Here is a 26,163-nt window from a genome sequence, read left to right on the forward strand (position 1 = left end):
AAAAGTTTTGAGCGGGTATAGTTTTCTTATGAACGACGAACGCGCGAGCGATGACGAACTGTCCCTGCGGGAGCGCAAGAAGCGCGAGACACGGCAGCGCATCTCGGACATCGCCACGGGTCTGTTCGCCGAGCGCGGCTTCGACGCGGTGACGGTCGCCGAGGTGGCGCGGGCGGCGGGCGTGTCCGCGATGACGGTCTTCAACTACTTCCCGCGCAAGGAGGACCTGTTCCTCGACCGCATCCCGCAGGCCGCCGAACTCTTCGCCGGAGCCGTCCGCGACCGCGCCCCGGGCGAGTCGCCGCTCGCCGCCCTGCGCCGCCTCGCCCTCCGCCTTCTCGACGAGCGGCACCCGCTGAGCGGGGTGGGGGAGCGCTACCCGCGCTTCTTCCGCATCGTCATCGCCTCCCCGGCCCTGCGCTCCCGCGCCCGCGAGGGCGTCGAGGAGGTGGAGCGCGGCCTCGCCGCCGCCCTCACGGAAGCGGGTGCGACGGACCCCCACCTGCTCGCCGCCCTGACCGTCGCCGCCTACCGCACGGTCTTCCTCGCCTCCGTGGGCAGTCTGCTGGCCGGCGACCCGGTGGCCGAGACGGCCCGGAGCCACCGGGCGCGCCTCGCGGCCGCGTTCACGGCCCTGGAGCGGACGGGTCTTGACGGCTAATGGTGTTAGCCGTACGGTCGCAGATGTGGCTAACGACGTTAGCCGCGCCACTCGGCCCCTCACCGAGAGCACCGAGAGAGCCGTACGACACCGGAGGCAGCCATGGCCGCACTGGCCGGTACCACCCGCACGTCCCGCTCCCCGCTCACCGTCCTGCGCCGCACCGCCTGGCTGGCGCTCGCCCTGTTCTGGTCGGCCTTCGCGGTGCTGGAGGGCATGAACCACGGCCGGCTCGCCGGCACCCTGGCCCTCGTCTTCTTCGTCCTGCCGGACCTGGCCTTCCTGGTTGCCCTCGGCGACGCGCCCCGCATGGCCAAGGGGCAACTGCCGCCGCGCGCGGTGCCGTACTACAACGCACTGCACCGTGCCCTCGTCCCGCTCGCGCTGCTCGTCGCCTACACGCTCCTGCCGGTCTCCTGGCCGCCCGCCTTCGCGGCCCTGTGCGGCTGGCTCGCCCACATCGCGTACGACCGCGCCTTCGGTTATGGCCTGCGCGCCAAGGAGGGCTTCCAGCGTGGCTGACCGACCGGGGACCGCACTCACCCCGAGGGCGCGCGAGATCGTGGCCGCCGCCCGGGAGCTGCTGGAGGAGTCCGGACTCGACCGGCTCACCATGCGCACCCTCGCCGACCGCCTCGGCATCAAGGCCCCGTCCCTCTACAAGCACTTCGCCGACAAGCACGCCGTCGAGGTCGAGCTGACCGCGCAGATGCTCGCGGAGTCGGCCGAGGCCCTTGAGGCGGCCGAGGCCCGCGCACCCGGCTCCCTGGAAGCCCTCGCCGGGGCCTACCGCTCCTACGCCCTCGCCCACCCGCACCTGTACCGCCTCGCCACCGAACGCCCCCTGCCCCGCGCCGAACTCCCCGAGGGACTGGAGGACCGCGCGGCGCTGCCGCTCATGCGGGTGTGCGGCGGGGACATCGACCGGGCCCGCGCGCTGTGGGCCTTCGCGCACGGCATGGTCATCCTGGAGATCCACGGCCGCTTTCCCGGCGACGCCGACCTGGAGGCGGCATGGAAACGTGGCCTGAAGGCGTTGCACCCCTGACGGGTTCAGCACGACGTTCCGTACGGCGTTCCGTACGACAAGGGGGTGTTCCATGGCGGAACAGGCGCTGTGGACACGCGCCCGACTGGGCCGCTGCGGGCCCCCGCTCGACCTGCTGACCGCGAACTTCCGCCGCCACACCTACGCCCCGCACGCCCACGAGGAGTACACGATCGGCGTCTGCGTCGGCGGCAACGAGGTCATCGACTACCGGGGCGGCCGCATCCGCACCGGGCCCGGCACGATCGTCGTCCTCGACCCCGGCGAGACGCACACCGGCGGCCCCGCCAACGCCACCGACGGCTACGCCTACCGCGCCCTGTACGCCGAGCCGTCCCTGCTGGCCGACGGCGTCCTCGGCGGCCTGCCGTACTTCCGCGAGCCGCTCCTCCAGGACCCCGAACTCGCCGCCGCGCTCCGCCTCGCCCACACCGAGCTGAGCCGCTGCCCCGACCCGCTGGAGGCCGAGTCCCGCATGCCGTGGCTGCTGACGGCCCTGGCCCGCCGCCATTCCACGGCCCGGCCCTGCCCCGACCTGGTGCCGGGCGCGGCCGCGATCGCCCTGACGGTCCGCGACCGCCTGGCCGACGAGCTGACGGCCCCGCCGACGCTCGCCTCCCTCGCCGCCGACCTGGACCTGTCCCGCTACCAGCTCCTGCGCGCCTTCCGTACGACGATGGGCCTGCCGCCGTACGCCTGGCTCGCCCAGTACCGGGTGAGCAGGGCGCGGGTGCTGCTGGAGAGCGGGCTGCGCCCGGCCGAGGTGGCGGGCCTGGTGGGCTTCGCCGACCAGGCGCACCTGACCCGCTGGTTCCGCCGGGTGCTCGGGGTGACCCCGGCGGCCTACCGCAACAGCGTTCAAGACACGCACTGACCGCGCGGCCGAAACTCACCGCATGACTGCACGCGGCTGGTTCCTCTTCTCCCTCATGGGAGTGATCTGGGGCATCCCCTATCTGCTGATCAAGGTGGCGGTGGCCGAGGTGTCCCCGCCGACGCTGGTCTTCACGCGCTGCGCCCTCGGCGCACTCCTGCTGCTCCCCTTCGCCCTGCGCCAGGGCGGCCTGCCCGCGACGCTCCGGGCCCACTGGCGCCCCATGCTGGCCTTCGCGGTCCTGGAGATCGTCGTCCCCTGGTTCACCCTCACCGACGCGGAACGGCACCTGTCCAGCTCCACGTCCGGCCTGCTGATCGCGGGCGTGCCGATCGTCGGGGTCGTGGTGGCCCGTCTGTTCGGCGACACGGAACGGCTGGGCGCCCGGCGCATCACCGGCCTCGCCCTCGGCCTGGCGGGCGTGACGGTCCTGGTGCTGCCCCACCTGACCGGCGGCGACACGCGTTCCCTGGCCGAGGTGCTGGTGACGGTCATCGGCTACGCGACCGCCCCGGCGATAGCGGCCCGCCGTCTGAAGGACGTGCCCTCCCTGCACCTCACCGCGGCCTGCCTGACCCTGGCGGCCGTGATCTACGCCCCGGTGGCCGCCGCGAACCTCCCCTCCTCCGTCCCCTCCGCCTCCGTCCTGGCCGCGCTGGCCGGCCTCGGCGTGATCTGCACGGCGGTGGCCTTCGTCGCCTTCCTGGAGCTGATCAAGGAGGCGGGCCCGGCCCGGGCGACGGTCATCACGTACGTCAACCCGGCGGTCGCGGTCGCCGCCGGCGCCGTCTTCCTGAGCGAGCCCCTGACCTCGACGGTCCTGGTGGCCTTCGCCCTGATCCTCGCGGGCTCGGTCCTGGCGACGGCAGCCACCGGTCCTCGCCGCCCCCGGCTCCCGGTACCATGGTCGACACGGCAGACGAGCCGGGCGGGCGGCCGCGTGGAGTCCCCCTAGGGGGCTTCCCGAGGAACGTCCGGGCTCCACAGGGCAGGGTGATGGCTAACGGCCACCCGGGGTGACCCGCGGGACAGTGCCACAGAAAGCAGACCGCCGGGGATCTCGGTCCTCGGTAAGGGTGAAACGGTGGTGTAAGAGACCACCAGTGCCCAGGGTGACCTGGGCAGCTAGGTAAACCCCACCCGGAGCAAGGTCAAAAGGAGCGCCGTGAAACGCGCTCTGCGCGGACGTTCGAGGGCTGCCCGCCCGAGTCCGCGGGTAGACCGCACGAGGCCGGCGGCAACGCCGGCCCTAGATGGATGGCCGTCGCCCCGGCACCCGCGAGGGTCCCGGGGAACAGAACCCGGCGTACAGCCCGACTCGTCTGCCGCTTCCGCTCCCCGTACGGCCGGCCCGGTCGCGGCCTGTTACTCGCCTCGTCCCGGCTCACACCGGCGGCCTCGTCCCCCGCTCCCGCACCCTCTCCACATGCCGCTCGAACACCTCGCGTGCCTCCGGTGTCAGCGTGCGCAGGGCGACGAGGGCCGTGATGGCCACGTCGCACAGTTCCGCCTGGACGTCGTCCCAGTCGTGGGTGACGCCCTTGCGGGGGTTCTGGCCGGTCGCCCCGATCACCGCCTCCGCGACCTCGCCGACCTCCTCCGACAGCTTGAGGATGCGCAGCAGGAGGCCCTCCTGGCCGGTGTGGGTCCGGGTGGACTCCAGGCGGGACCAGAGGTCGTCGACGGCCGGCCAGAGAGGGGCGGCGGGGTCCTGATCGGTCATGCCGCCCAGCGTCCCACGCCGTACCGCCGGCCACGCCGGCAGTCGGGCTATTCCTCGAACAACGCCTCCTGCTCGCCCTCCTCCTTGAACCGCACCCGGCAGTTCCGGGCACCCACCACCACGGCCGTGGCCGCCGCCGTGGCGCCGAGGGCCACCGGGACCATCCAGCCGCGGTCGAAGACGTGGCCGAGGGCGTGGTCGAGGGAGAGCCGGCCGGGGCCGGCCACCGAGAGGCCGGCCGCCGCGAGACCCAGGGTCGCCGCGTACTCGTAGCCGCCCGCCTGGGCGAAGAAGCCGTTGGGCAGGTGGACCGCCGCCGCCCCCGCCATCGCGCCGGCCGCCGCCGCGCCCGCGGCCGGGGTCGCGAGGCCCAGGGCGAGGAGGGTGCCGCCGCCCGCCTCCGCGAGGCCCGCCGCCGTCGCGCTCGCCTTGCCCGGCCGGTAGCCGACGGACTCCATGAACTGGCCGGTGCCCTCCAGACCGTGCCCGCCGAACCAGCCGAACAGCTTCTGCGCGCCGTGCGCGGCCAGCACCCCGCCGGTGCCCAGCCGGAGCAGCAGCAGGCCCAGATCACGTCGGTCGAAACAGCTCACGGCGACTCCCAGCAGACGGGCGGACAGGAGAAGGACCCCGCCTCCCACCGTCGCAGGTCTCACCCTCACGGGCGCGTCGGGGAGGGCGTTCGGGTGGCGGGGCCGGGGGCGCGGTGTGAGCCTGGCGCCATGACGATCAAACCAGCCAATCTCAGCGACCCGGCCGTCCGGGCCTTCGTCACCGCCGTCAACTCCCATGACCGGGAGGGCCTGCTGCACCTCCTCGCGCCCGGCGCGACCATGGCCGACGACGGCCGCGACCGGGAACTCGACCAGTGGATCGAGGACGAGATCTTCTCCTCCAACGGCCACATGGAGGTCGAGAAGGAGTCCGACGGCGGCCGGGCGCTGCGTGCCCGCTACCGCAACGACACCTACGGCGAGATGAGCACCCAGTGGCGCTTCACCGTCGACGACGAGGGACAGATCTCCCGGTTCGAGACCGGGCAGGCATGACCGGGCAGGCATGACCGGGCGGGCATGACCGGGCAGGCGTGAAGGACGTCCCGGGAATCGTCGTTGCAGGGCTTGTCCTCGTGTGCGCTCCAACTCCTAGCGTCCACGGGCATGACACAAGAGACCAGGAGGACCCTGGGACGCAGCCGGATCGGCGTCAGCGCGCTCGGTTTCGGGTGCTGGGCCATCGGCGGTGAGTGGCAGGCCGTGGACGGGCAGCCGCTCGGCTGGGGCGCGGTGGACGACGAGGAGTCCGTACGGGCGGTCCACCGCGCCCTCGACCTCGGCGTCACCTTCTTCGACACCGCCGACTGCTACGGCAGCGGGCACAGCGAGCGCATCCTCGGCCGGGCGCTGGGCAGGCGGCGGGACGACGTGGTCGTCGCCACCAAGTGGGGCAACCTCTTCGACGAGCGCACGCGCACCGCCGACGGCCAGGACGACACCCCGGCCCACGCCCGCCGTGCCCTGACCGACTCGCTGCGCCGGCTCGGCACGGACCACATCGACCTCTACCAGCTCCATCTCTCCGACGCCGACCCGGAGCGGGCGGCCGAACTCCGGGAGAGCTGCGAGGAGTTCGTGCGGGAGGGAACCGTGCGCGCCTACGCGTGGAGCACCGACGACCCCGGCCGCGCCGCCGTCTTCGCCGAGGGGGAGCACTGCGCGGCCGTACAGCACGCGCTCAACGTGCTGCAGGACGCCCCCGACATGCTGGCGCGGTGCGAGCAGTGGGGGCTCGCGAGCATCAACAGGAGCCCGCTGGCCATGGGGTTGCTGGCCGGGAGGGGGCGGGGGCGGCCGGCGGCCGGGGACATCCGGAGCAGGCCGCCGGCGTGGCTGCCCGGTTACGACGCGGACGGGTCCGGCGCCGACGTGGAGTGGCTGGCCCGGATCGACGCCGTGCGGGACGTCCTCACGAGCGACGGCCGTACCCTCGCCCAGGGCGCCCTCGCCTGGCTGTGGGCGCGCAGCCCGCGCACCATCCCGATCCCCGGGTTCCGCACGGTCGCGCAGGCCGAGGAGAACGCCGGGGCCATGGCGAAGGGGCCCCTCACCGCAGGGCAGTTCGCCGAGATCGAGCGGCTGCTCGGGCGATGAGCGGATCCGCGGCCGTAAGAGCCGGGAAACGTGAGTAACTCATCGTATTTTCATGACGCGGCAAATTCCGCGCCGTCCTGCACCCCGGTTCAGGAAGTCGCCGCTGGTCGCGGTGTACGGTCCCGGAGTGCGTGAATGTTCCCGGATCAGCCGGCGTGCCGTCCTCGGTCTGACTGCCGCCGCCCTTCCCCTGTCCACGGCTGCAACCCTTCCCCTGGCCACGGCCGCCGCGGCCGCGCCCGCCGTCATCGGGGGCGAGCAACTGGCCCGCGGCGGCGTCCAGGTGCGCGGCGCCACCGGCCTTCCCGCGAAGATCACCGCCCGCTCCTGGCTGATCGCCGACTGCGACAGCGGCGAGGTGCTCGCCTCGTTCAACGCGCACCGGCGGCTCCCGCCCGCGTCCACGCTGAAGATGCTGTTCGCCGACACCGTGCTGAAGAAGTTCGACCGCACCCAGCGGTACACGGTCAAGGACTCCGACCTCGCCGACATCCCGGCCGGCTCCAGCCTGGTCGGCATCAAGGCCGGCATCACCTACACCGTCGAGCAGCTGTGGCAGGGCGTGTTCCTGCGCTCCGGCAACGACGCCGTGCACGTGCTGTCCCACATGAACGGCGGCATCGGCACGACGGTCGCCGAGATGCAGGCCAAGGCCACGGACCTGCAAGCCCTGGACACGCACGTGGTCAGTCCCGACGGCTTCGACCACCCGGGCCAGATCTCCTCGGCGTACGACCTCACGCTCTTCGCCCGCCACGGGCTGAAGAACACCGACTTCCGCGGCTACTGCGGTACCCGCGTCGCGAACTTCCCGGCGGGCGGCAAGAAGACCTTCCAGATCCAGAACACCGACCGCCTGCTGACCGGGGCGATGGGCCTGAGGACGTACGACGGCCTGATCGGTGTCAAGAACGGCTACACCAGCAACGCCGGCAACACCTTCACCGGCGCCGCCACCCGGGGCGGACGGACCCTGCTCGTGACGGTCATGCATCCCGCCGAGGGCAGCAACGCCGTCTACGAACAGACCGCCGCACTGCTCGACTGGGGCTTCGGGGGCGGGCGTTCGGCCCAGGCGGTGGGCACGCTGGTCGAGCCGCTCAGCGAGGGCGGCGCGAAGGCGAGCCCGGCGCCGGGGGCCAAGGGGACGCAGTTGGCGGGCGGCGCATCGGCGTCGTCCGGCGGTCCGTCCGCCGGCCGCCTGGTGGAGGGTGCCGCGGGTACGGCACTGCTGCTGGCGGCGGCGGGCGCCTGGGTGGTGAAGCGGCGGCGCAGGGCGGTCGCGGCGGCCGAGGCGGTCGCGCCGGCGGAACCCCAGCCGGCGGATCCGGGCGGCGGCCGCCACCGGCGCTGAACCGGCTGCCCCCGAACCACTGAACAGCGCGGCGGCCGTTCCACCGACCGGTGCGCACCCCGCGTCCCCGCGAGGTCCACCCCCAACTCCGGTCCGGTGGAACGGCCGCCGCCTTCCCCTCTCGGTATGGCTTGCGGAATCCACGCGCTCCAACTGTGAAGCTCTCGTGGAGGAAAGTTGAGCATATGCGCTCGACCGGCCGCAATACCGCGGATGTTCGAACTCCATTTGTGGTAAAGGGGTCCGGTGCGGTCTCAGCCCCGTCCGACGTACGGCATCGCCGTCGCCAGCACCGTCGCGAACTGCACGTTCGCCTCCAGCGGCAGCTCGGCCATGTGCCGCACCGTGCGCGCCACGTCGGCCACGTCCATCACCGGCTCCGGCACCGTCTCGCCGTTCGCCTGCAGTGCGCCGACCTGCATCCGGGCCGTCATGTCGGTCGCCGCGTTGCCGATGTCGATCTGCCCCACCGCGATCCGGTACGGCCGCCCGTCCAGCGACAGTGACTTGGTCAGCCCGGTCAGCGCGTGCTTGGTCGCCGTGTAGGCCACCGAGTGCGGGCGGGGCGTGTGCGCGGAGATCGAGCCGTTGTTGATGATCCGGCCGCCCTGCGGGTCCTGCTCCTTCATCCGCCGGTACGCCGCCTGCGCGCACAGGAACGCCCCGGTGAGGTTGGTGTCCACGACGTGTCGCCAGGCGTCGTAGGGGAGTTCCTCGACCGGGACCCCGCCGGGCCCGAAGGTCCCCGCGTTGTTGAACAGCAGGTCCACCCGCCCGAACCGCGCCACGGTCGCCGCGAACAGCGCGTCCACGTCCTCGGGCCGGGAGACGTCGGTGCGCACGGCGAGCGCGCCGCCCTGCGGGACCAGCGCCGCCGTCTCCTCCAGCGTCCCGGTGCGCCGGCCGGCCAGCGCCACCGACCAGCCGGCCCGCAGCAGCTCCACCGCGACGGCCCGCCCGATGCCGGAACCGGCGCCGGTCACCACCGCGATCTTCGATTGCCTGTCAGTCATGGCTCCGCAGCGTAGGCGGGAAGTCCGCCATACGGAACGCCGTGTCCGCCATGCGGCTATCCGGCGACGGCGCGGTGTCCGTATCGCCAGGATCCCCCGGCGCACCCTCCGTTCCGCCGGTCCGGCCGCTCCGCCCTCGCTCACGTGTGCCCCGGCAGTGTGTACGAGCTGAGAGCATGGGTGCCGGTTGTCTCGCAGAGGGAGGGAAACATGCGCGAGCGCACGGCACCGGCCGCACCGCGGACCGGACACCCGGCACCGCTTCCGGCCGCCGCCCGCCGCACCGGCCTGCTCGTCACCTTCGTCCTCGGCGGCCTCACCGCGACACCCCCGCTGGCGATGGACATGTACCTGCCCTCGCTGCCCGGGGTCACCACGTCCCTGCACGCCCCCGCCGCCACCGTCCAGCTCACGCTCACCGCGTGCCTGGCCGGCATGGCGCTCGGGCAGCTGGTCGTCGGCCCGATGAGCGACCGCTGGGGACGCCGCCGGCCGCTGCTCACCGGCCTCGCCGTCTACGTCCTCGCGACCGCCCTGTGCGCGTTCGCGCCGAACGTCGAGGCGCTGGTCGCCCTCCGCCTCGCCCAGGGCCTCGCGGGCGCCGCCGGGATCGTCATCGCCCGGGCCGTCGTACGCGACCTGTACGACGGCGTCGCCATGGCCCGCTTCTTCTCCACCCTGATGCTGATCTCCGGGGTCGCCCCGATCGTGGCCCCGCTGATCGGCGGGCAGATCCTCCGGGTGACCGACTGGCGGGGCGTGTTCGTCCTGCTCACCGTCGTCGGCGCACTGCTCGCCGCGCTCGTCTGGCTGCGGCTGCCCGAGACGCTCCCGCCCGAGGAGAGGCACGGCGGGGGAGCGGCGGAAGCCCTGCGCGCCATGCGGGCCCTCCTCACCGACCTGCCCTTCACCGGCTACATGCTGGCCGGCGGCTTCGCCTTCGCCGCGCTGTTCGCCTACATCTCCGCGTCCCCCTACGTCGTCCAGGAGATCTACGGCGCCTCCCCGCAGACCTTCAGCCTGCTGTTCGGCCTCAACTCGGTGGGCCTGGTGGCCGCCGGACAGCTCAACGGCAAGGTGCTGGTCGGCCGGGTCGCCCTGGAGAAGGTGCTGGGCGCGGGCCTCGCGGTGATCGTCCTCGCCGCGACGGCGCTGCTGCTGATGGCGACGGGCGCCTTCGGCGACGTCGGCCTCGCCCCGATCGCCACGGCCCTCTTCGTCCTGATGTCGGCGATGGGCGTCACGCTCCCCAACGCCCAGTCCCTCGCCCTGCTGCGCACCCGGCACGCCGCCGGTTCCGCCTCCGCGCTGCTCGGCACCACCTCCTTCCTCGTCGGCGCGGTCGCCTCCCCCCTCGTCGGCGTCGCCGGAGAACGCACCGCCGTACCCATGGCGCTCGTCCAACTGGCGGGAGCACTGGTCGCGGCGGCCTGCTTCGTGGGAATGTGCCGTCCCTGGGACACACGGGGGAACACCCGTACGGGGTCGGAGGGAGACGAGCACTGAGCGCACCGAGACTGCGCGTCGACACGCCGGAACGGGCCGGGCTCGACCCGGCCGCCGTCGAGCACCTGATCGGCGAGCTGCACGCCCTCACCCACGGGGACCGCCCCTGGGCGCCCGGCGCCGTCGCCCTCGCCGGCCGCGGACCCGTGATCGCCGTCGCCGCGGCCGCGGGCTGGGCGGTGCGGTACGCCGGCCACGACGCCGAGACCGACACCGGCATCGAGCTGCCGCCCGAGGCCCGGGTCCCGGCGACCGTCGACACGCCCTTCGACCTGGCCTCCCTCACCAAGCTGTTCACCTCGGTGGCGGCCGTGCAGCAGATCGAGCGCGGCACCCTCGGCATGGACGCCCGCGTCGGCGACTACCTGCCCGACTTCCACGCCGCGGCCGCCCATGGCATCACCGTCCGCCAGCTCCTCACGCACACCTCGGGGCTGCGCCCCGAACTCCCGCTGTACGACTGCCCGGACGACACCGCCCGCCGCTCGCTGCTGCGGGCCGAGGCCCCGACGGGCGAGCCCGGCACCTACCTCTACTCGGACCTGAACATGCTCCTGCTCCAGTCCGTGCTGGAGCGCATCACCGGCCGCACCCTGAACGTCCTGATCGAGGACGGCATCACGCGCCCGCTCGGCATGACGGCGACCCGCTTCGGCCCCTGCCCCGGCGCGGCGGCCACCGAGGACCAGCGGCGGCCGTGGGCCAAGGCGGAGCGGGGGATGCTGCGGGGCGTGGTCCACGACGAGAACGCCTGGGCGCTCGGCGGCGTCGCCGGCCACGCGGGCCTCTTCTCGACCGCCCCCGACCTGGCGGTCTTCTGCCGCACGCTGCTCGCCGGCGGCTCCTACGGCCCCGCCCGCATCCTCGGCCCCGACTTCGTCGAACTGCTGCTGACCCCGCCCGGACTGGGTTTCGCCGTCGACCAGCCCTGGTTCATGGGCGAACTGGCGGGCGCCGGAGCGGCGGGCCACACGGGTTTCACCGGTACGTCGCTGGTCCTGGACCCGGCGACGGACACGTTCCTGGTGCTCCTGGCGAACACGGTCCACCCGAGGCGCCGGCCACCGGACAGCGGGCCCCGGGCAGCGCTGGCGACACGGCTGGCGAGCGCGGTGATCTGAGCGCCGCGGTAGGCCCCGAGGTCCGGCCGGCGCCGTAGAATCGCCGGGTGAACGCCCCCGTACCACCGGCCGAAGCCCTGCGCCGAAGCCTCGCCGAACTGCTCGACGGACTCCCGCCCCGGCAGGCCGCCGCGGCCGTCGACCGGCTCATCGCCAACTACCGGGGCGACACCCCCACCTCCGCCCCGATCCTGCGCGACCGCGCCGACGTCGCCGCCTACGCCGCCTACCGGATGCCCGCCACCTTCGAGGCCGTCCGCTCCGCGCTGGCGGCGTTCGCCGACGCCGCCCCCGACTGGACGCCCGGCAGCCATGTCGACGTCGGCGGTGGCACCGGCGCCGCGACCTGGGCCGTCACCGCGACCTGGCCCGGCGAGCGCGCCGTCACCGTGCTGGACTGGGCCGAGCCCGCCCTCGCCCTCGGCCGCGAGCTCGCCGCCGCCAACCCGGCCCTGCGGGGCGCCCGTTGGCGGCGCGCCCGGATCGGCGCGGACCTCGCCCTGGACGACACCGACCTCGTCACGGTGTCGTACGTCCTCAACGAACTCGCCGAGCCCGACCGCGCCGCCCTCGTCGACGCCGCTGCCGCCGCCGCGCAGGCCGTGGTGATCGTGGAGGCCGGCACCCCGGCCGGCTACGCCCGCGTCATCGAGGCCCGCGACCGCCTGATCCGGGCCGGGCTGAGCGTCGTCGCCCCCTGCCCGCACAGCGCCGCCTGCCCCATCGAGCCCGGCCGGGACTGGTGCCACTTCTCCGCCCGGGTGAGCCGCTCCTCCCTGCACCGCCAGGTCAAGGGCGGCACCCTGCCGTACGAGGACGAGAAGTTCTCCTACGTCGCCGCGAGCCGCCTGCCCACGCAGCCGGCCGCTTCCCGGATCGTGCGGCGCCCCCAGATCCGCAAGGGGCAGGTGCTGCTCGATCTCTGCGAGGCCGAGGGGAGGCTGGACCGTACGACGGTGACCAAGCGGCACGGTGACCTGTACAAGGCGGCGCGGGACGCGGAGTGGGGGGACCCCTGGCCGCCCGCGGATCCGGACGAGTGAGGGACGCTTGTTAGCGTCGGTCCCATGGCCAAGAACCCCGCCCCCGACGCCAGCCGTCGCAGCGAGAAATCCCGTCGGGCGATCTACGCCGCCGCCCTCGCCCTGGTCGGCGACGTCGGGTACCCGAAGACCACCGTCGAGGGGATCGCCGCCCGGGCCGGGGTCGGCAAGCAGACGATCTACCGCTGGTGGCCGTCCAAGGCGGCCGTGCTGCTGGAGGCGTTCCTCGACCTCTCGATGCAGGCGGCACAGGAAGCGGGGCAGGCGCCGTACGTCATCCCGGACACCGGCGACCTCGCCGCCGACCTCAAGGCCGTGCTGCGGATCACGGTGGACCAGATGGCCGACCCGCGCTTCGAGGTGCCCGCCCGGGCGCTGGCCGCCGAGGGCCTGGTCAACGAGCCGCTGGGCCGCGAGTTCGTCGCCAAGCTGCTCGAACCCCAGCTCCAGCTGTACGTCGACCGGCTGCGGGCCGCGCAGGCCACCGGGGCGGTACGGGCCGACGTCGATCCCCGCATCGCCCTGGAGCTGTTCGTCTCGCCCCTGGCCCAGCGCTGGCTCCAGCACACCGGCCCGATCACCTACGCCTACACGGACACCCTCGTCGACTACGCCCTGTACGGCCTGAGCCCCCGCTGATCCGTGTGAGGCGCGTCTCGTCCGATTCCTCCGGATCCGCCCCGCGGCCCCCCGAAGCGGAGGAGGATGGGACGATGAGGCATGCTGTCCGCACACCAGCGAGGCACACCAGCGAGGCGATCTGCGAGGCGAGGCGATAGATGAGCGCGACGTTCGGCGGCCGGTCCGGCCGGCAGGGCAGACTCTCCCAGTGGTTGCGCGGACGCCGACCGAAGGAGGCCGTCGACGACGGCGGCCGTGAGGCCCTGCTGCTCGCCGCCGCCGGGGCGGGCCTGCCGCTCGCCCCCGCCGCGCACCCCGCCCCCGGCTACCGCTGTTCCTGCGACCGCGTCGGCTGTCCCACCCCGGCCCGGCACCCGGTGTCGTTCGCCTGGCAGACGCAGTCCACCACCGACCGCGCCCAGATCGAGCGCTGGGTCCGCCACCAGCCGCAGGCCAACTTCATCACCGCCACCGGCATGACTCACGACGTCCTGGACGTACCCCTGCGGGCCGGCCGGGAGGCGCTGGAGCGGCTGCTCGGATCCGGCGTCGAGGTCGGCCCGGTCGCCGAGAGCGACGACGGCCGCATGCTGTTCTTCACGCTCACCCGCGGCACCCCCGAGGACGAGGACGAGTGGTGGCCGTGCGAGCTGGACTGCCACCCCGAGACCATGGACGAGCACCCCGGCCTGCGCTGGCACTGCCGGGGGTCGTACGTGCTCGTGCCGCCCGCCCGGCTGCCCGGCGACGACCAGCGGGTGCAGTGGACACGCGGCCCGGAGCACCCGCTCCCGGACCCGCTCAGCCTGCTGGAGACCCTCACCGACGCCTGCGCCCGGTACGCGGGCGCCGAACACCAGGCCACCGCCTGGCCGCTGCGGCACTGAGCCGCTGGGCCACCGGGCTTCCGGTCGCTATCCGCCCTGCGCCGACGTCAGCCCCGGCACCCGTCCCAGCAGGGACACCGCGCCGCTGCCCGCCGGGTCCAGGGCGACCTCGTTGGACATGAACTCCAGCGTCAGGGACTGGTTCACCTCGCCCTGGGTCAGCGCCTGCACGTCCTTGTTGTCGGGCGGCATCGTGGTGCCCGCGGCGGCCGTCCGCTTCTCGTAGTGGCGCGAGGAGAAGAACACCAGCGCCCCGCCGTCCGCCGTGCGCAGCGCCAGCGGCTGGTAGTCACCGCTCGTGAGCGGCTTGTCGATGAACTGCGTGACCAGACCCGGCTTGCGGGCCCGCTGGGCGCGGTTCGCCCGCTCGACGCTCGTGTACGCGCCGTCGGTGAACGTCTTCCCGCCCTTCTGGAGGTACGCCGCGAAGTCCGCGCTCAACGCGTCGGGCGCGACGGCGAGTTGGGCCGAGCCGGCCGGTACGGCCTCGGCCCAGCCGTCCTTGTCCGTCGTGAACCGCGGCACGGCGCCCGGCGCGACCAGCGTCAGGTACGCCACCTGCCAGCGCTCGTTCAGACCGCTGCGGGTGAACACCAGCAGCCAGCGCGCGCCGCCCGCCTTGTTGCCCCGGGCGTCGGCGAGGAACCAGCGCGGCCAGCCCGCCTTCTTGGGAATGGTGATCTTCACGTCCGACAGCTTCAGCGGCACGTGGTCCGCGTTGCCCGAGGGGCTGTTGACGTGCCCGGCCTTCAGCCGCGCGGCGTCGATGTCGCCGAACGGGCCGGTGACGTAGGGCGCGTCCAGGGAGCTGTCGTAGGCCTTGTCGGCCTTGTTGTACGCGGTCGTGAACGCGGCGACCGCCTTGGCGGCCTCGGCGCGGGTGGCGGCGGGCAGCACCTCGCGCTCCCCGTGCACCACCACGCACCCGCTCGCCGTCAGTGACAGAGCGGTCAGCGAGGCCGCCGTGAGTGCGCCCCGGCGCACCGCCGCGCGTGCGTCGCCGGCACGCCTGCGGAGCCTGCGCGGGCTGCGATCCCTGCTCATCGGGTCTCTTCACCTTCCCCTTCCCGGAGGCGAACCCTACCGGGGCGAGGAACACCGTGAGTGCCGGGACCGGGTACAGCGGCCACACCGTGACCTGGCCGAGCCGCGTCACGGCCCCGTGGGCCGCGATGTTTCAATTCCCGGGTGACTGACTACGACATACTCCGCGTCTTCTGCGGACCGGACGGCGGCCACGGCAACGCACTCGGTGTCGTCCGTGACGGCTCGGTGCTGCCCGAGCGCGGCGACCGGCAGAAGCTGGCGGCCGAACTCGGCTTCAGCGAGACCGTGTTCGTGGACGACCCCGAGCGCGGTGTCATCGACATCTACACCCCCACCCTGCGGCTGCCCTTCGCCGGTCACCCCTGCGTCGGCACCGCCTGGCTGCTCGACGTGCCCGAACTCGTCACCCCCGCCGGAGTCGTCGGGACCCGGCTGGACGGCGAGTTCAGCTGGATCGAGGCCCGCGCCGAGTGGGCCCCGCCGCGCACCCTGCGCCAGTACGCGACCGCGGCCGAGGTGGACGCCCTGGACGTGCCGCCGCCGGGGGAGTGGCTCTACGCCTGGGCCTGGCAGGACGAGGCCGCCGGCCGGATCCGTGCCCGCGCCTTCCCCGGGCGCGGTGACGGCATCGACGAGGACGAGGCGACGGGCGCGGCGGCCCTTCTCCTCACCGACGGGCTGGGCCGCGCCCTCAACATCACCCAGGGCAAGGGCTCCCAGATCCTCACCGCCCCGCAGCCGCACGGCTGGGTGGAGATCGGCGGCCGGGTGTTCCTGGAGCGCTAGGCGCTCAGCGGGAACTCGTCCCCGAGGGCCCTGAACACCGCGGTGTTCAGGGCGAAGGCCCGTCTGCACTCCGCCACGACCCGCTGCCGCTCCAGGCCGTCGACCTGTACGGCGTCCAGCAGCTCGCGGTAACTCCGCTTGAACGCGGCCGGGTTGGCGACCCCCTCGAAGACGTAGAAGCGCACCCCGTCACCCTTCTTCGCGAAGCCCCACGTCTTCTCCGCCCTGTCCCGGATGATCTGGCCTCCGGACAGGTCGCCCAGGTAGCGGGTGTAGTGGTGGGCGACATAGCCGCCGGGCCAGCGCTCGGCGCACTCGCGCACCCGGGCCGCGTACTCCTGCGTGGCGGGCAGGGCGCTCAGGCCTGCCCGCCACCCCGGCCCCCGCAGATGCGCCAGGTCCCGCTCCAGCGCGGCCAGCCGGAACAGCTCGGGCCGGACGAACGGCCCCGCCACCGGGTCCGCCGCCAGTCGCCCGGCGCCGCGCTCCAGGGCCTCGTACACGAACCACAGCTGCTCGGTGTAGCGCGCGTAGGCGGCCACGCCCAGCCTGCCGGCGAGCAGGTCGCTCATGAAGGTCGAGGTCTCCGCCTCCAGGTGCTGCGCGTGGGAGGCGGTGCGGATGAGTGCCGAGAAGGAGTCCATGAGCCCGTCCCTGGATGGTCCGCGGAGCTTTGCCGACACCTTGTCGGTAAAATTCTACAAGACAAAGCCCACCCCGGCAGGGGGTGGGCAAGCCGGTGATCAGGGAAGAGTCAGGATCTCCGCGCCCGAGTCCGTCACCACCAGCGTGTGCTCGAACTGGGCCGTCCGCTTGCGGTCCTTCGTCACGACCGTCCAGCCGTCGTCCCACAGGTCGTACTCGTACGTGCCCAGCGTCAGCATCGGCTCGATCGTGAACGTCATGCCGGGCTGCATGACCGTCGTCGCGTGCGGGCTGTCGTAGTGCGGGATGATCAGGCCGGAGTGGAACGACGAGTTGATCCCGTGCCCGGTGAAGTCACGGACGACGCCGTAGCCGAAGCGCTTGGCGTAGGACTCGATGACCCGGCCGATGACGTTGATCTGGCGGCCCGGCCGGACCGCCTTGATCGCGCGGTTCAGGGCCTCGCGGGTCCGCTCCACCAGCAGCCGCGACTCCTCGTCCACGTCCCCGACCAGGTACGTGGCGTTGTTGTCGCCGTGCACCCCGCCGATGTACGCCGTCACGTCCAGGTTGACGATGTCACCGTCGTTCAGGACCGTCGAGTCCGGGATGCCGTGGCAGATGACCTCGTTGACCGACGTGCACAGCGACTTGGGGAAACCGCGGTAGCCGAGCGTGGACGGGTAGGCGCCGTGGTCGCACATGTAGTCGTGGGCGACCTTGTCCAGCTGGTCCGTGGTGACCCCGGGCGCGATGATCTTCGCGGCCTCCTCCATCGCCTGCGCGGCGATGCGGCCGGCGATCCGCATCGCCTCGATGGTCTCGGGGGTCTGCACCTCCGGCCCGGTGTACGGCGCCGGCGCGGGCTTGCCGACGTACGCGGGGCGGCGGATGTTTCCGGGGACCGAACGGGTGGGGGACAGCTCCCCTGGTACGAGCAGCGACTGGCCAGACATGCCAGCGAGTCTATCGAGCGGAGATGGGGGAACATGTCCGTGGCGAGAGGAGCTGTCCATGCCCCTGTTCAAGAAGCGCACCGTCGGCAAGCCGGGCGAGTGGTTCTACTGCCTGGAACACAAGAAGGTCGAGGAGGGTCCGGAGTGCCCCGGCAAGGACCGCTTCGGGCCCTACGCCTCGCCCGAGGAGGCCCAGCGGGCGATGGAGACCGCCGCCGAGCGCAACCTCCAGTGGGAGAACGACCCGCGCTGGCACGACGCGTCCGCGCGGGGGAACACCGACGACGAGTGATCAGTTCACGGCCTGCCCGGCGGCGGCGCGCCGCTCGCGCATGCGGACGGAGTGCTCGTTGGTCCGGGCGTCGTACGTCATGAGCCCCGGCAGGCACAGGGCGAGCAGCCCCATGGCCCCCGCGCAGGCCAGACCGCCGGAGACGACCGAGGTCCGCACGCCCGCCCAGGCGGCGAGAGAGCCCGCGCGGACCTGGCCGAGCTGCGGGCCGACCGAGTAGGACAGCAGCTCGATCCCGGCGAGCCGGCCGCGCAGCTCGTCGGGGATCGTCTGGTTCCACAGGGCGGCCCGGAAGATCCCGGAGACCATGTCGAAGCCGCCGCCGACGGTCAGGAACAGCAGCACCAGCCAGACGTTCCCGCACGCGCCCGCCGCCGCGACGGCGAGGCCCCAGCCGGCGGCCGACACCACGACCAGCAGCCCGTGCCGGTGCACCCGGGAGGTCCAGCCGCCGGTCAGGCTCACCAGCAGGGAGCCGGCCGGGAGGGCGGCGTACATCAGCCCGAGCGACCAGTCGGCGTGCAGCTCGTCGGCGAGGAAGGGCAGGACCGCGAGCGGCATGGCCAGGAACATCGCCGCGAGGTCGACGGCATAGGTGCCGAGGAGTTCCTTGCGGCTCCACGCGTACCGGGCGCCCTCCAGGACGGCGTTCAGCGAGGGCTTCGAGGCCTCGTGAGCGGCGGGGGACGGGGCGATCCGCACGATGTACAGCAGTGACACGGCGAAGGTCAGCACGTCGGCGGCGTACGCCCAGCCGAGGCCCGCGTAGGCGACGACCACGCCCGCGACCGCCGGGCCGGCGACTCCGCCGACCGTCCAGCGCAGCGAGTTCAGCGAGGCGGCGGCGGGCAGGTCGGCGTGGGCGACGAGCCGGGGCCAGAGCGAGTCCAGCGCCGGGCGCTGGACCGACCCCAGGGCGGCGGAGAGCGCCGCGACGGCGTACAGCGGCCAGACCGCGGGGTGCGGGAGCAGGGCGTCGACCAGCAGCGCCGCACTCAGCAGCCCCTGCCCGGCCTCCGTCCACACGATCAGCTTCCGCTTGTCCAGGGCGTCGGCGAGGGCGCCGCCGTAGAGCCCGCAGACGATGAGCGGAAGCAGCTCCACGGCACCGATCGCGCCCACCGCCGCCGCGGAACCGGTGAGGTCCTTCAGCTGGACGGGCAGCGCGACGAAGGTCAGAAAGCTGCCGAAGTTGCTGACCAGCCCTGATTTCCACAGCCGTCGGAAGTCCGCGGAGGCCTTCCAGGGGGACAGGTCGGGCAGGAGGTCACGGAGGAGGTCGCGGGGCACAAGGGGTCATGCTCGGTCGGCCGCGCACTCCGGGCAACCGTATTTCCGGGCGCGGGCCACGAAAGCGCAGGTCACCGTCGCGCGGTCACCAAGGGGCCGACGGCGGTGCCGTCAGGATCTCCGCCAGCCTCGACAACCGGTCACGAAAACCCCGCCGGACCCGCGCGGAGCCCGCGCTGTTCTCGCCCGCCCCCGCGCTCACCAGGTGCTGCACCGAGTCCAGGTCCAGCTCCGCCCCCTGCGGTACCGCCAGCGACTCGTGGGCCATCGCGGCCAGCTCGCCCCCGCCCGCGCCGAGCGCCAGCACCGTCACCCCGGCCCGCCGGGCCGCGTGCACCCGCTCCAGCAGCGGCGCGGGCTCCTCGGGCGCCACGACCAGCAGGGTCTCGCCCCGCCCCGCCGCCTCGATGCGGCCCGGTCCGACGGCCAGATGCGGCGGGTCCGAGGGGCGCACCCGGTGCCGTACGAGCGTCGGCGCCAGCTCCGGCGTACCCGACCACGCGGCCTCGTCCACCAGATGCGCCGCCAGGTGCCACGGCTCGTACTGCGGCGTACCGACCAGCAGCAGCCCGCCCCCGTGCGCCACCACCGACCCGCGCAGCACCCCCGCGAACCTCCGGGTGGCCCCCAGCCACTCCGTCCCGGCGAGCACTTCCCGCAGCAACGCGACCCGTACGGCGTCCATGCGACCGCATCCTGCCGCAACCGGTCACTCGTGACCCGGAGTTCACCCGGAATTCGCCCGCCTCGGGGACAGGCAGCGGTCACCGCGCGACCCGTACGACCCAGCCGAGCCCGAGGAGGGCCCATGAGCGACGTCACCGTCCCCTTCCGCGCCGGACACGACGGCTACGCCAGTTTCCGGATCCCGGCGATCGTGGCCACCGGCGCCGGCACGCTGCTCGCCCTCTGCGAGGGACGCCACGACTCCGCCGCCGACCACGGCCGCATCGACGTCGTGCTCAAGCGCTCCACCGACGGCGGCCGCACCTGGGGCCCCCTCGTCGTCGCCGCGAGCAACGGCACCGGCCTCGCCGGCAACCCCGCCCCCGTCGTCCTCGACACCGGCCGCGTCCTGCTCGTGCACGTCCGCGCCGCCGCCCGGGCCACCGAGGACGCCGTCATGCGCGGCCGGATCCCGGACGCCGACGGGCGCCGGGTGTGGGTTCAGCGCAGCGACGACGAGGGCCTGACCTGGTCCGCCCCCACCGACATCACCGCGCAGGTCAGGCGGCCCGGCTGGCGCTGGTACGCGACCGCCCCCGGGCACGCCCTCCAGCTCGGCGGCGGGCGCGTCCTCGTCCCCGCCAACCACTCCGTGCCGCCCACCGGCACCGACACCGGGGCCGAGCCGCGGTACTACTGCGGCCACTGCCTGCTCAGCGACGACGGGGGCGAGAGCTGGTACCTCGGGTACGTCGACGAGAACACCGACGGGTACATCAACGCGAACGAGACCACGGCCGCCGAACTCCCCGACGGACGCGTCTACTTCAACACCCGCAACATCCCCGGCGCCAGGCCGGCCCCCGGCACCCGCGCCGACGCCCGCTCCACCGACGGCGGCCGCACCCTCGCCCTGCCCTTCCGGCCCCAGACCGGGCTCGCCGGACCGGTCTGCCAGGGCTCCGTCCTCCAGCTCCGCGACCCCGACCTGCTCCTCTACGCCGGCCCGGCCGATCCCGCCGCGCGCGCCCTGATGACCCTGCGCGTCTCCGCCGACGGCGGCACCACCTGGCGCCCGGCGTTCACCGCCGACGGGCTGCCCGCCGCCTACGGCGACCTGGTCCGTGTGGACGCCGGCACGGTCGGACTCCTCTACGAGACCGGCGACTTCGGCCCTTACGAGCGGATCGCGTTCCGCCGGGTCCCGCTGCACCGCCTCACCTGACCCGGTGCCGTGTCCGCCACGGACGTAGAGTCGGGCCCATGACCTCTACCGACAGCGCACAGACCCCTGCCAAGGCCCCCGCCAAGGACCCCTGGGACCTGCCCGACGTCTCCGGGTACGTCGTCGGCGTCCTCGGCGGCACCGGCCCGCAGGGCAAGGGCCTCGCCTACCGGCTCGCCCGGGCCGGCCAGAAGGTGATCATCGGCTCGCGGTCCGCCGAGCGGGCACAGGCCGCCGCCGACGAACTCGGCCACGGCGTCGAGGGCGCCGACAACGCCGAGACCGCGCGCCGCAGCGACATCGTGATCGTCGCCGTACCGTGGGACGGCCACGGCGACACGCTGGCCGCCCTGCGCGCGGACCTGTCCGGCAAGCTCGTCGTGGACTGCGTCAACCCGCTCGGCTTCGACAAGAAGGGCGCCTACGCCCTCAAGCCCGAGGAGGGCAGCGCCGCCGAGCAGGCCGCCGCCCTGCTGCCGGACTCCCGGGTCACCGCCGCCTTCCACCACCTGTCGGCCGTCCTGCTCCAGGACCCGGAGATCGACGAGATCGACACCGACGTGATGGTGCTGGGCGAGCAGCGGGCCGACGTGGAGATCGTGCAGGCCCTCGCCGGGCGCATCCCCGGCATGCGCGGCGTCTTCGCCGGGCGGCTGCGCAATGCCCACCAGGTCGAGTCGCTCGTCGCGAACCTGATCTCCGTCAACCGCCGCTACAAGGCACACGCCGGGCTGCGCGTCACCGACGTGTGAGCCGCGCGGGGCGATGGGGGACACTGGTCGGCGAAGCAGTTCCGAGCAGTGTCCCCGACCGGATCCGACAGGAGCCACCCCGCCATGCCCCGCATCGCCCTCTACCCCCTCGTCGTCTGCGTCCTCGCCGTGGCCGCCGCCGTCGTCTCCTTCGTCCAGGGCAGCTGGCTGGGGATCGTCTGGGTGCTGCTGGCGGGCCTGTCGTCCAACATGAGCTGGTACTACGTCAAGCGCGCCCGGAACGCCGCCGGGCCGGGGGAGTCCGTCACCGGCTGATCGTGCAGATCTCCGGGGTGCCGCGCCAGAAGCGGTACAGCTCCTGGCCGCAGTAGCGGGAGTAGTCGTCCACGCCGAGCACGCGCAGGACCGCGTCGATCGCGTCGAAGAACACGCTGTTGACCGACGGCACCCACAGCAGCGCGAACACGAACAGCAGGCCGAACTGCGCGTACGGCGCCAGCTGCCGCTTGATCCGGTACGACAGCCACGGCTCGATCACGCCGTAGCCGTCCAGCCCCGGCACCGGCAGGAGGTTCAGGATCGACGCGGTCACCTGGAGCAGCACCAGGAACGCCAGCGCGAACCGGAAGTCCGCGGGCACCCCGTCCAGCGCGTGCAGCCAGAACGGTGCGCTGCACACCGCGGCGAACAGCACGTTCGTCAGCGGGCCCGCCGCCGAGATCAGGCTGTGCTTCCAGCGCCCCCGGATCCGGCCGCGCTCGATGAACACCGCGCCGCCGGGCAGCCCGATCCCGCCCATGACCAGGAAGACCACCGGGAGCACGATGCTCAGCAGCGCGTGCGTGTACTTCAGCGGGTTCAGCGTGAGGTAGCCCTTCGAGCCCACCGTGATGTCCCCGCCGTGCAGCGCCGTGCGCGCGTGCGCGTACTCGTGCAGACACAGGGAGACGACCCAGGCCGCCGTCACGAACAGGAACACCGCGACGCCCGGCTGCGCCGCGTACCCGCTCCAGGTGGCCCAGCCGGTCACCGCCGTCACGGCCATGATCCCGACGAACACGGGACTGACCCGGCGGTCACTGGAGCGGGTGGTGGCGGTGGTCATCTGGGGGCTCCTGTGTGCGGGGACCGTCGGAAAGGCGACCGTACCGGCCGTGCGGTCGTGGGGGAAACGTCTCGCGCAGGCCGTCCGGTTCCTGGAAGGGTGGGGGGATGGTCCCCCCGACGACGCGTCCGACGGCCGTCCTGACCGAACCTGAGCCTCCAGGGACAATGGACCCCGTGCGCTATCGGCTTCTCGGCACCACCCAGGCACTCCGTCCCGACGGTACGACCGTCCCGGTCGGCGGGGCGCGGCTGCGCGCCCTGCTGAGTGTGCTCGCGCTCAGGGCCGGGCGGACCGTGCCCGTGGGCGTGCTCGTGGACGAGGTGTGGGGCGCCGACCCGCCCGCCGACGCCGCCGGCGCGCTCCAGGCGCTGGTCGGCCGGCTGCGCCGTACCCTCGGCGCGGCCGCCGTCGCCTCCGCCGAGGGCGGCTACCGGCTCACCGCCGCCTCCGACGACGTCGACCTCAACCGGTTCGAGCGGCTGACCGGCGACGGGCTCGCCGCGCTCGCCGACGGCGACCCGGCCAAGGCCGCCGCGGTCCTGGACGACGCGCTCGCCCTGTGGCACGGCCCCGCCCTCGCCGACCTGCCCGACCACTCCGCCGAGGCGGCCCGCTGGGAGACCCGCCGGCTGGACGCGCTGCGCGCCCGGCACACCGCCGCCCTCGCCCTCGGCCGGGCCGAGCAGTCGCTGCCCGAGCTGACCGCGCTGTGCGACGAGCACCCGCTGGACGAGCCGCTCCAGGCGCTGCGGCTGCGCGCCCTGCGCGACACCGGCCGCCCCGCCCGGGCGCTCGCCGCCTACGAGGACGTACGACGGCTGCTCGCGGACCGGCTCGGCGTCGACCCCGGACCCGAACTGCGCGCCCTGCACGCCGAGTTGCTGACGGCCGAGGCGCAGGAACCCCCGAAGCCGCAGCAGGCGCGGCCCGCCGTGGGCAACCTGCCCGCCCGGCTCACCTCCTTCGTGGGCCGGGAAGCCGACATCGACGCCATCGGCGCCGATCTCGCGCGGGCCCGGCTGGTCACCCTGCTCGGGCCCGGCGGCGCCGGCAAGACCCGGCTGTCCCAGGAGGCCGCCGAGGCGGTACGGCACACCGTCCGCGACGGCGTGTGGCTGGCCGAGCTGGCCCCCGTGGACGACCCCGGGGCCGTGCCGCAGGCCGTGGTCACCGCGATCGGCGCCCGCGAGACCGTGCTGCACGGCGCCGGTGTCGAGAACATGCGCGCGGTCGCCGACCGGCACGACGAACCCCTCGGACGGCTCCTGGAGCACTGCGCCCGGCGCCGGATGCTGATCGTCCTCGACAACTGCGAGCATGTCGTGGAGGCCGCGGCCGAGCTGGTGGCCCGGCTGCTGGAGCGCTGCCCGGGGCTGGTCGTCCTCGCCACCAGCCGCGAACCCCTCGGCGTGCCGGGGGAGTTGGTGCGCCCGGTGGAGCCGCTGCCGGAACCGGTCGCGCTGCGGCTGCTCGCCGAGCGGGGCGCGGCGGCCCGGCCCGGCTTCCGCACCGAGGACGATCCGGAGGCCTGCGCGGAGATCTGCCGGCGGCTCGACGGGCTGCCCCTCGCGATCGAGCTGGCCGCGGCCCGGCTGCGCATGCTGACGCCCCGCCAGATAGCGGAGCGGCTGGACGACCGCTTCCGCCTGCTCACCTCCGGCAGCCGGACCGTGCTGCCCCGCCAGCAGACCCTGCGGGCCGTCGTGGACTGGTCCTGGGACCTGCTGGACGCGGACGAACGCGCCGTCCTCGCCCGGCTGTCGGTGTTCGCGGGCGGCTGCGACCTGGTCGCCGCCGAGGCCGTGTGCGGCCCCGTCGCACTCGACGCGCTCGGCTCCCTGGTGGACAAGTCCCTGGTGGTGGCCGCTCCGTCGAGCGACGGCGCGATGCGCTACCGCCTCCTGGAGACCGTCGCCGAGTACGCCGCCGAACGGCTGGACGAGACCGGTGGCCGCGGCGGCGCCGAACACGCGCATCTGACGTACTACCGCGAACTGGCCCGCACCACCGACCCGTTGCTGCGCGGCCCCGAACAGCGCACCGCCATCGAGCGGTTCGAGCTGGAGTACGAGAACCTGCGCACCGCCCTGCGGCACGCCGTCGCCCTCGGCGACGAGCAGGAGGCGCTGTGCCTGGTGCTGTCCCTGCTGTGGTTCTGGCAGATGCGCGACCAGCGCCTGGAGACCCGCACCTGGTGCGCGGAGGTGATGCGACTCGGCCCCGACCCGTTCGCCGCCCCGGTCCGCCCGGCCCGCCCGGTCTGGCAGCGTTGCACCGACGCCCCGCCCCCGTACGCCGGAGAGCTCCTGGCCGAGGCCCGGCGCGGCGTCCATCTGGCCCATCTCGCCTGCATGGAGACCGAGTTGGAGGCCTGGCAGACCCCCGAGGCGCAGGCCAAGCTGCGCACCGTCACGCAGGTGTACGAGCCCGGCCTGCCGCAGACCTGCCGGGCCCCGGGCATGCTGTGGTTCTTCGCCGAGATGCTGACCGGCGGCATGGACCGGCTGCACACGATCATGAACGCCACGGTGAAGACGTGCCGGAACACCCCCGGCTTCGAGTGGGAGCTGGCCTGCTCCCTCCAGATGCGCGCCGGCCTGCTCGCCAACCGCGCCTCCTGGGCGGGCGACGCCTCCCGCGATGCCGACGAGGCGCTGGAGATCTACCGCCGCCTCGGTGACGCGTGGGGCACCGCCGAGGCGCTGTCCGCACGCGGCGAGGCCCATGAGCGCAAGGGCGCCTACGCGGCCGCCGCCGAGGACTACCAGGCCGCCATCGCGTACGCCGAACGCCTCGGCGCCCGCGCCCAGGCGGCCGTCCTGGGCGCCCGGTTCGGCAGTGTGCTCATGGAGCAGGGCGAACTGGAGCGCGGCGAGAAGATGCTCCGCGACGTCATCGCCAGCCAGGACGGTGCCTTCAACGAGGCGATGCCCGCCGCCCGGCTCTTCCTCGCCTGCTGGCTCGGCGTGTACGGCCGCACCGGCGAGGCGCGCGACCAAATCCGGCTGCTCCGCGAGGAGTTCAAGATCGCGCACTTCGTGGTATTCGACGCGATGATCCTCGTCCAGGAGGCCTGGCTGGACGCCCTCGACCGGCTGCCGGAGCAGGCCCTGGACCGGGTCCGCGCGGCGCTGCGGCTCGCCCGGGACCCGCTGTCCGAGGCCATCAGCCCGCATCTGCCGTCCGTCTGCCTTGCCGTCGCCGCGATGTCCCTGGCCGAGCGCGGCGATGCGGACGCCGTGCACGGCGCCCGCTGTCTGGGCGCAGCCGACGCCCTGCTGCCGCCCGGCCATGTCCGCTCCGGCATGGAGCGCCGGGCGCACGAGCTGACCGAGGCCCGCATCCGCGAGCGGCTCGACACGGCCGCATACGCGGCGGCGTACGCCGAGGGCGGTGGCCTCTCCCTCGCGGAGGCCACCGCCCTGTGCTGACAC

27 protein-coding genes, 1 other RNA gene and 2 pseudogenes are annotated in these 26,163 nt (G+C 73.7%); 20 read left to right on the forward strand and 10 right to left on the reverse strand.

Annotation, left to right across the window (positions count from 1 at the left end):
• Positions 1 to 28 precede the first annotated feature (28 nt).
• The 6 genes and pseudogenes from ACZ4MF_RS01030 to rnpB all read left to right on the forward strand — a co-directional run bounded on the left by ACZ4MF_RS01030 (position 29) and on the right by rnpB (position 3,908).
• Complete coding sequence (locus ACZ4MF_RS01030) at positions 29 to 661, forward strand: TetR/AcrR family transcriptional regulator (protein WP_467488592.1); 633 nt, start codon at positions 29 to 31, stop codon at positions 659 to 661.
• Positions 662 to 763: 102 nt separating this feature from the next.
• Positions 764 to 1,183 carry a DUF4260 family protein gene (locus ACZ4MF_RS01035; RefSeq protein ID WP_467488594.1) on the forward strand — a complete coding sequence of 140 codons (420 nt, stop codon included), beginning with the start codon at positions 764 to 766 and terminating at the stop codon, positions 1,181 to 1,183.
• Complete coding sequence (locus ACZ4MF_RS01040) at positions 1,176 to 1,709, forward strand: TetR/AcrR family transcriptional regulator (protein ID WP_467488596.1); 534 nt, start codon at positions 1,176 to 1,178, stop codon at positions 1,707 to 1,709. The genes ACZ4MF_RS01035 and ACZ4MF_RS01040 overlap by 8 nt, the downstream gene beginning before the upstream one ends.
• 52 nt (positions 1,710 to 1,761) lie before the next feature.
• Positions 1,762 to 2,583, forward strand: coding sequence for an AraC family transcriptional regulator (locus ACZ4MF_RS01045; protein WP_356030629.1), 822 nt, complete (start codon positions 1,762 to 1,764; stop codon positions 2,581 to 2,583).
• Positions 2,584 to 2,638: 55 nt separating this feature from the next.
• A pseudogene (locus ACZ4MF_RS01050) lies at positions 2,639 to 3,385 on the forward strand (DMT family transporter); the annotation flags it as partial.
• A 118-nt stretch (positions 3,386 to 3,503) separates the two neighbouring features.
• Positions 3,504 to 3,908, forward strand: an RNA gene (gene rnpB, locus ACZ4MF_RS01055) — RNase P RNA component class A.
• 59 nt (positions 3,909 to 3,967) lie between these two features.
• Here the strand turns inward: rnpB and ACZ4MF_RS01060 are convergent.
• Together ACZ4MF_RS01060 and ACZ4MF_RS01065 are read right to left on the reverse strand one after the other, a co-directional pair.
• The gene (locus ACZ4MF_RS01060) at positions 3,968 to 4,306 is read right to left on the reverse strand and encodes a MazG-like family protein (RefSeq protein WP_356030631.1); all 339 of its coding nucleotides are present in this window, start codon (positions 4,304 to 4,306) and stop codon (positions 3,968 to 3,970) included.
• Positions 4,307 to 4,353: 47 nt separating this feature from the next.
• The gene (locus ACZ4MF_RS01065; protein ID WP_467488598.1) at positions 4,354 to 4,899 is read right to left on the reverse strand and encodes a DoxX family membrane protein; all 546 of its coding nucleotides are present in this window, start codon (positions 4,897 to 4,899) and stop codon (positions 4,354 to 4,356) included.
• Between the two features lie 129 nt (positions 4,900 to 5,028).
• On the opposite strand from ACZ4MF_RS01065, the gene ACZ4MF_RS01070 reads away from it, so the two are divergent.
• From ACZ4MF_RS01070 to ACZ4MF_RS01080, 3 genes are all read left to right on the forward strand, one after another.
• Positions 5,029 to 5,355, forward strand: a complete 327-nt coding sequence (locus ACZ4MF_RS01070; protein ID WP_356030634.1) for a nuclear transport factor 2 family protein — start codon at positions 5,029 to 5,031, stop codon at positions 5,353 to 5,355.
• A 111-nt stretch (positions 5,356 to 5,466) separates the two neighbouring features.
• Positions 5,467 to 6,456 carry an aldo/keto reductase gene (locus ACZ4MF_RS01075; protein ID WP_467488600.1) on the forward strand — a complete coding sequence of 330 codons (990 nt, stop codon included), beginning with the start codon at positions 5,467 to 5,469 and terminating at the stop codon, positions 6,454 to 6,456.
• A gap of 127 nt (positions 6,457 to 6,583) precedes the next feature.
• The gene (locus tag ACZ4MF_RS01080; protein WP_467488602.1) at positions 6,584 to 7,810 is read left to right on the forward strand and encodes a D-alanyl-D-alanine carboxypeptidase family protein; all 1,227 of its coding nucleotides are present in this window, start codon (positions 6,584 to 6,586) and stop codon (positions 7,808 to 7,810) included.
• Between the two features lie 254 nt (positions 7,811 to 8,064).
• Here ACZ4MF_RS01080 and ACZ4MF_RS01085 read toward each other — a convergent pair whose 3' ends face one another.
• On the reverse strand, positions 8,065 to 8,823 hold the full coding sequence (locus tag ACZ4MF_RS01085) for an SDR family oxidoreductase (RefSeq protein WP_467488604.1): 759 nt from the start codon (positions 8,821 to 8,823) through the stop codon (positions 8,065 to 8,067).
• A gap of 210 nt (positions 8,824 to 9,033) precedes the next feature.
• Between ACZ4MF_RS01085 and ACZ4MF_RS01090 the strand changes: the two genes are divergently transcribed.
• The 5 genes from ACZ4MF_RS01090 to ACZ4MF_RS01110 all read left to right on the forward strand — a co-directional run bounded on the left by ACZ4MF_RS01090 (position 9,034) and on the right by ACZ4MF_RS01110 (position 14,001).
• Positions 9,034 to 10,329, forward strand: a complete 1,296-nt coding sequence (locus ACZ4MF_RS01090; RefSeq protein WP_467488606.1) for a multidrug effflux MFS transporter — start codon at positions 9,034 to 9,036, stop codon at positions 10,327 to 10,329.
• A complete protein-coding gene (locus ACZ4MF_RS01095) occupies positions 10,269 to 11,450 on the forward strand; it encodes a serine hydrolase domain-containing protein (RefSeq protein ID WP_467488608.1) in 1,182 nt (393 codons plus the stop codon). The genes ACZ4MF_RS01090 and ACZ4MF_RS01095 overlap by 61 nt, the downstream gene beginning before the upstream one ends.
• 47 nt (positions 11,451 to 11,497) lie before the next feature.
• Entirely contained in the window at positions 11,498 to 12,493 is a 996-nt protein-coding gene (locus ACZ4MF_RS01100) for a small ribosomal subunit Rsm22 family protein (protein WP_467488610.1), read from the forward strand.
• A gap of 24 nt (positions 12,494 to 12,517) precedes the next feature.
• Positions 12,518 to 13,132 (forward strand): TetR/AcrR family transcriptional regulator, encoded by a 615-nt coding sequence (locus tag ACZ4MF_RS01105; protein ID WP_467488612.1) that lies wholly within the window; start codon positions 12,518 to 12,520, stop codon positions 13,130 to 13,132.
• 140 nt (positions 13,133 to 13,272) lie between these two features.
• Positions 13,273 to 14,001 (forward strand): bifunctional DNA primase/polymerase, encoded by a 729-nt coding sequence (locus ACZ4MF_RS01110; RefSeq protein ID WP_467488614.1) that lies wholly within the window; start codon positions 13,273 to 13,275, stop codon positions 13,999 to 14,001.
• Positions 14,002 to 14,028: 27 nt separating this feature from the next.
• Here ACZ4MF_RS01110 and ACZ4MF_RS01115 read toward each other — a convergent pair whose 3' ends face one another.
• Both ACZ4MF_RS01115 and ACZ4MF_RS01120 read right to left on the reverse strand, forming a co-directional pair.
• Positions 14,029 to 15,045, reverse strand: a complete 1,017-nt coding sequence (locus tag ACZ4MF_RS01115; RefSeq protein ID WP_467488616.1) for an SCO2278 family lipoprotein — start codon at positions 15,043 to 15,045, stop codon at positions 14,029 to 14,031.
• A pseudogene (locus ACZ4MF_RS01120) lies at positions 15,008 to 15,142 on the reverse strand (iron transporter); the annotation flags it as partial. The pseudogene ACZ4MF_RS01120 and the gene ACZ4MF_RS01115, both read right to left, overlap by 38 nt.
• A 47-nt stretch (positions 15,143 to 15,189) precedes the next feature.
• On the opposite strand from ACZ4MF_RS01120, the gene ACZ4MF_RS01125 reads away from it, so the two are divergent.
• Positions 15,190 to 15,834 carry a PhzF family phenazine biosynthesis protein gene (locus tag ACZ4MF_RS01125; RefSeq protein WP_467488618.1) on the forward strand — a complete coding sequence of 215 codons (645 nt, stop codon included), beginning with the start codon at positions 15,190 to 15,192 and terminating at the stop codon, positions 15,832 to 15,834.
• Here ACZ4MF_RS01125 and ACZ4MF_RS01130 read toward each other — a convergent pair.
• Complete coding sequence (locus tag ACZ4MF_RS01130; protein WP_467488620.1) at positions 15,831 to 16,478, reverse strand: biliverdin-producing heme oxygenase; 648 nt, start codon at positions 16,476 to 16,478, stop codon at positions 15,831 to 15,833. The genes ACZ4MF_RS01125 and ACZ4MF_RS01130 overlap by 4 nt on opposite strands.
• Before the next feature lie 99 nt (positions 16,479 to 16,577).
• On the reverse strand, positions 16,578 to 17,435 hold the full coding sequence (gene map / locus ACZ4MF_RS01135) for a type I methionyl aminopeptidase (RefSeq protein WP_467488622.1): 858 nt from the start codon (positions 17,433 to 17,435) through the stop codon (positions 16,578 to 16,580).
• Positions 17,436 to 17,493: 58 nt separating this feature from the next.
• Between map and ACZ4MF_RS01140 the strand changes: the two genes are divergently transcribed.
• Entirely contained in the window at positions 17,494 to 17,727 is a 234-nt protein-coding gene (locus ACZ4MF_RS01140; protein ID WP_467488624.1) for a hypothetical protein, read from the forward strand.
• Here the strand turns inward: ACZ4MF_RS01140 and ACZ4MF_RS01145 are convergent, their stop codons facing one another.
• Complete coding sequence (locus tag ACZ4MF_RS01145; protein ID WP_467488626.1) at positions 17,728 to 19,017, reverse strand: MFS transporter; 1,290 nt, start codon at positions 19,015 to 19,017, stop codon at positions 17,728 to 17,730.
• 85 nt (positions 19,018 to 19,102) lie between these two features.
• Positions 19,103 to 19,702 (reverse strand): hypothetical protein, encoded by a 600-nt coding sequence (locus ACZ4MF_RS01150; RefSeq protein WP_467488628.1) that lies wholly within the window; start codon positions 19,700 to 19,702, stop codon positions 19,103 to 19,105.
• Positions 19,703 to 19,825: 123 nt separating this feature from the next.
• Between ACZ4MF_RS01150 and ACZ4MF_RS01155 the strand changes: the two genes are divergently transcribed.
• From ACZ4MF_RS01155 to ACZ4MF_RS01165, 3 genes are all read left to right on the forward strand, one after another.
• Positions 19,826 to 20,908, forward strand: coding sequence for a sialidase family protein (locus ACZ4MF_RS01155; protein WP_467488630.1), 1,083 nt, complete (start codon positions 19,826 to 19,828; stop codon positions 20,906 to 20,908).
• Between the two features lie 38 nt (positions 20,909 to 20,946).
• The gene (gene npdG / locus ACZ4MF_RS01160; protein ID WP_356030662.1) at positions 20,947 to 21,660 is read left to right on the forward strand and encodes an NADPH-dependent F420 reductase; all 714 of its coding nucleotides are present in this window, start codon (positions 20,947 to 20,949) and stop codon (positions 21,658 to 21,660) included.
• A gap of 84 nt (positions 21,661 to 21,744) precedes the next feature.
• Positions 21,745 to 21,936 carry a hypothetical protein gene (locus tag ACZ4MF_RS01165; RefSeq protein ID WP_356030664.1) on the forward strand — a complete coding sequence of 64 codons (192 nt, stop codon included), beginning with the start codon at positions 21,745 to 21,747 and terminating at the stop codon, positions 21,934 to 21,936.
• On the opposite strand, the gene ACZ4MF_RS01170 is transcribed toward ACZ4MF_RS01165, so the two are convergent.
• Positions 21,926 to 22,726 carry a site-2 protease family protein gene (locus ACZ4MF_RS01170; protein ID WP_467488633.1) on the reverse strand — a complete coding sequence of 267 codons (801 nt, stop codon included), beginning with the start codon at positions 22,724 to 22,726 and terminating at the stop codon, positions 21,926 to 21,928. The two genes, ACZ4MF_RS01165 and ACZ4MF_RS01170, sit on opposite strands and share 11 nt — an antisense overlap.
• A 167-nt stretch (positions 22,727 to 22,893) precedes the next feature.
• On the opposite strand from ACZ4MF_RS01170, the gene ACZ4MF_RS01175 reads away from it, so the two are divergent.
• Positions 22,894 to 26,160 (forward strand): BTAD domain-containing putative transcriptional regulator, encoded by a 3,267-nt coding sequence (locus ACZ4MF_RS01175; protein WP_467488635.1) that lies wholly within the window; start codon positions 22,894 to 22,896, stop codon positions 26,158 to 26,160.
• Positions 26,161 to 26,163 lie beyond the last annotated feature (3 nt).

This window comes from Streptomyces sp. NPDC025793, assembly GCF_055558375.1.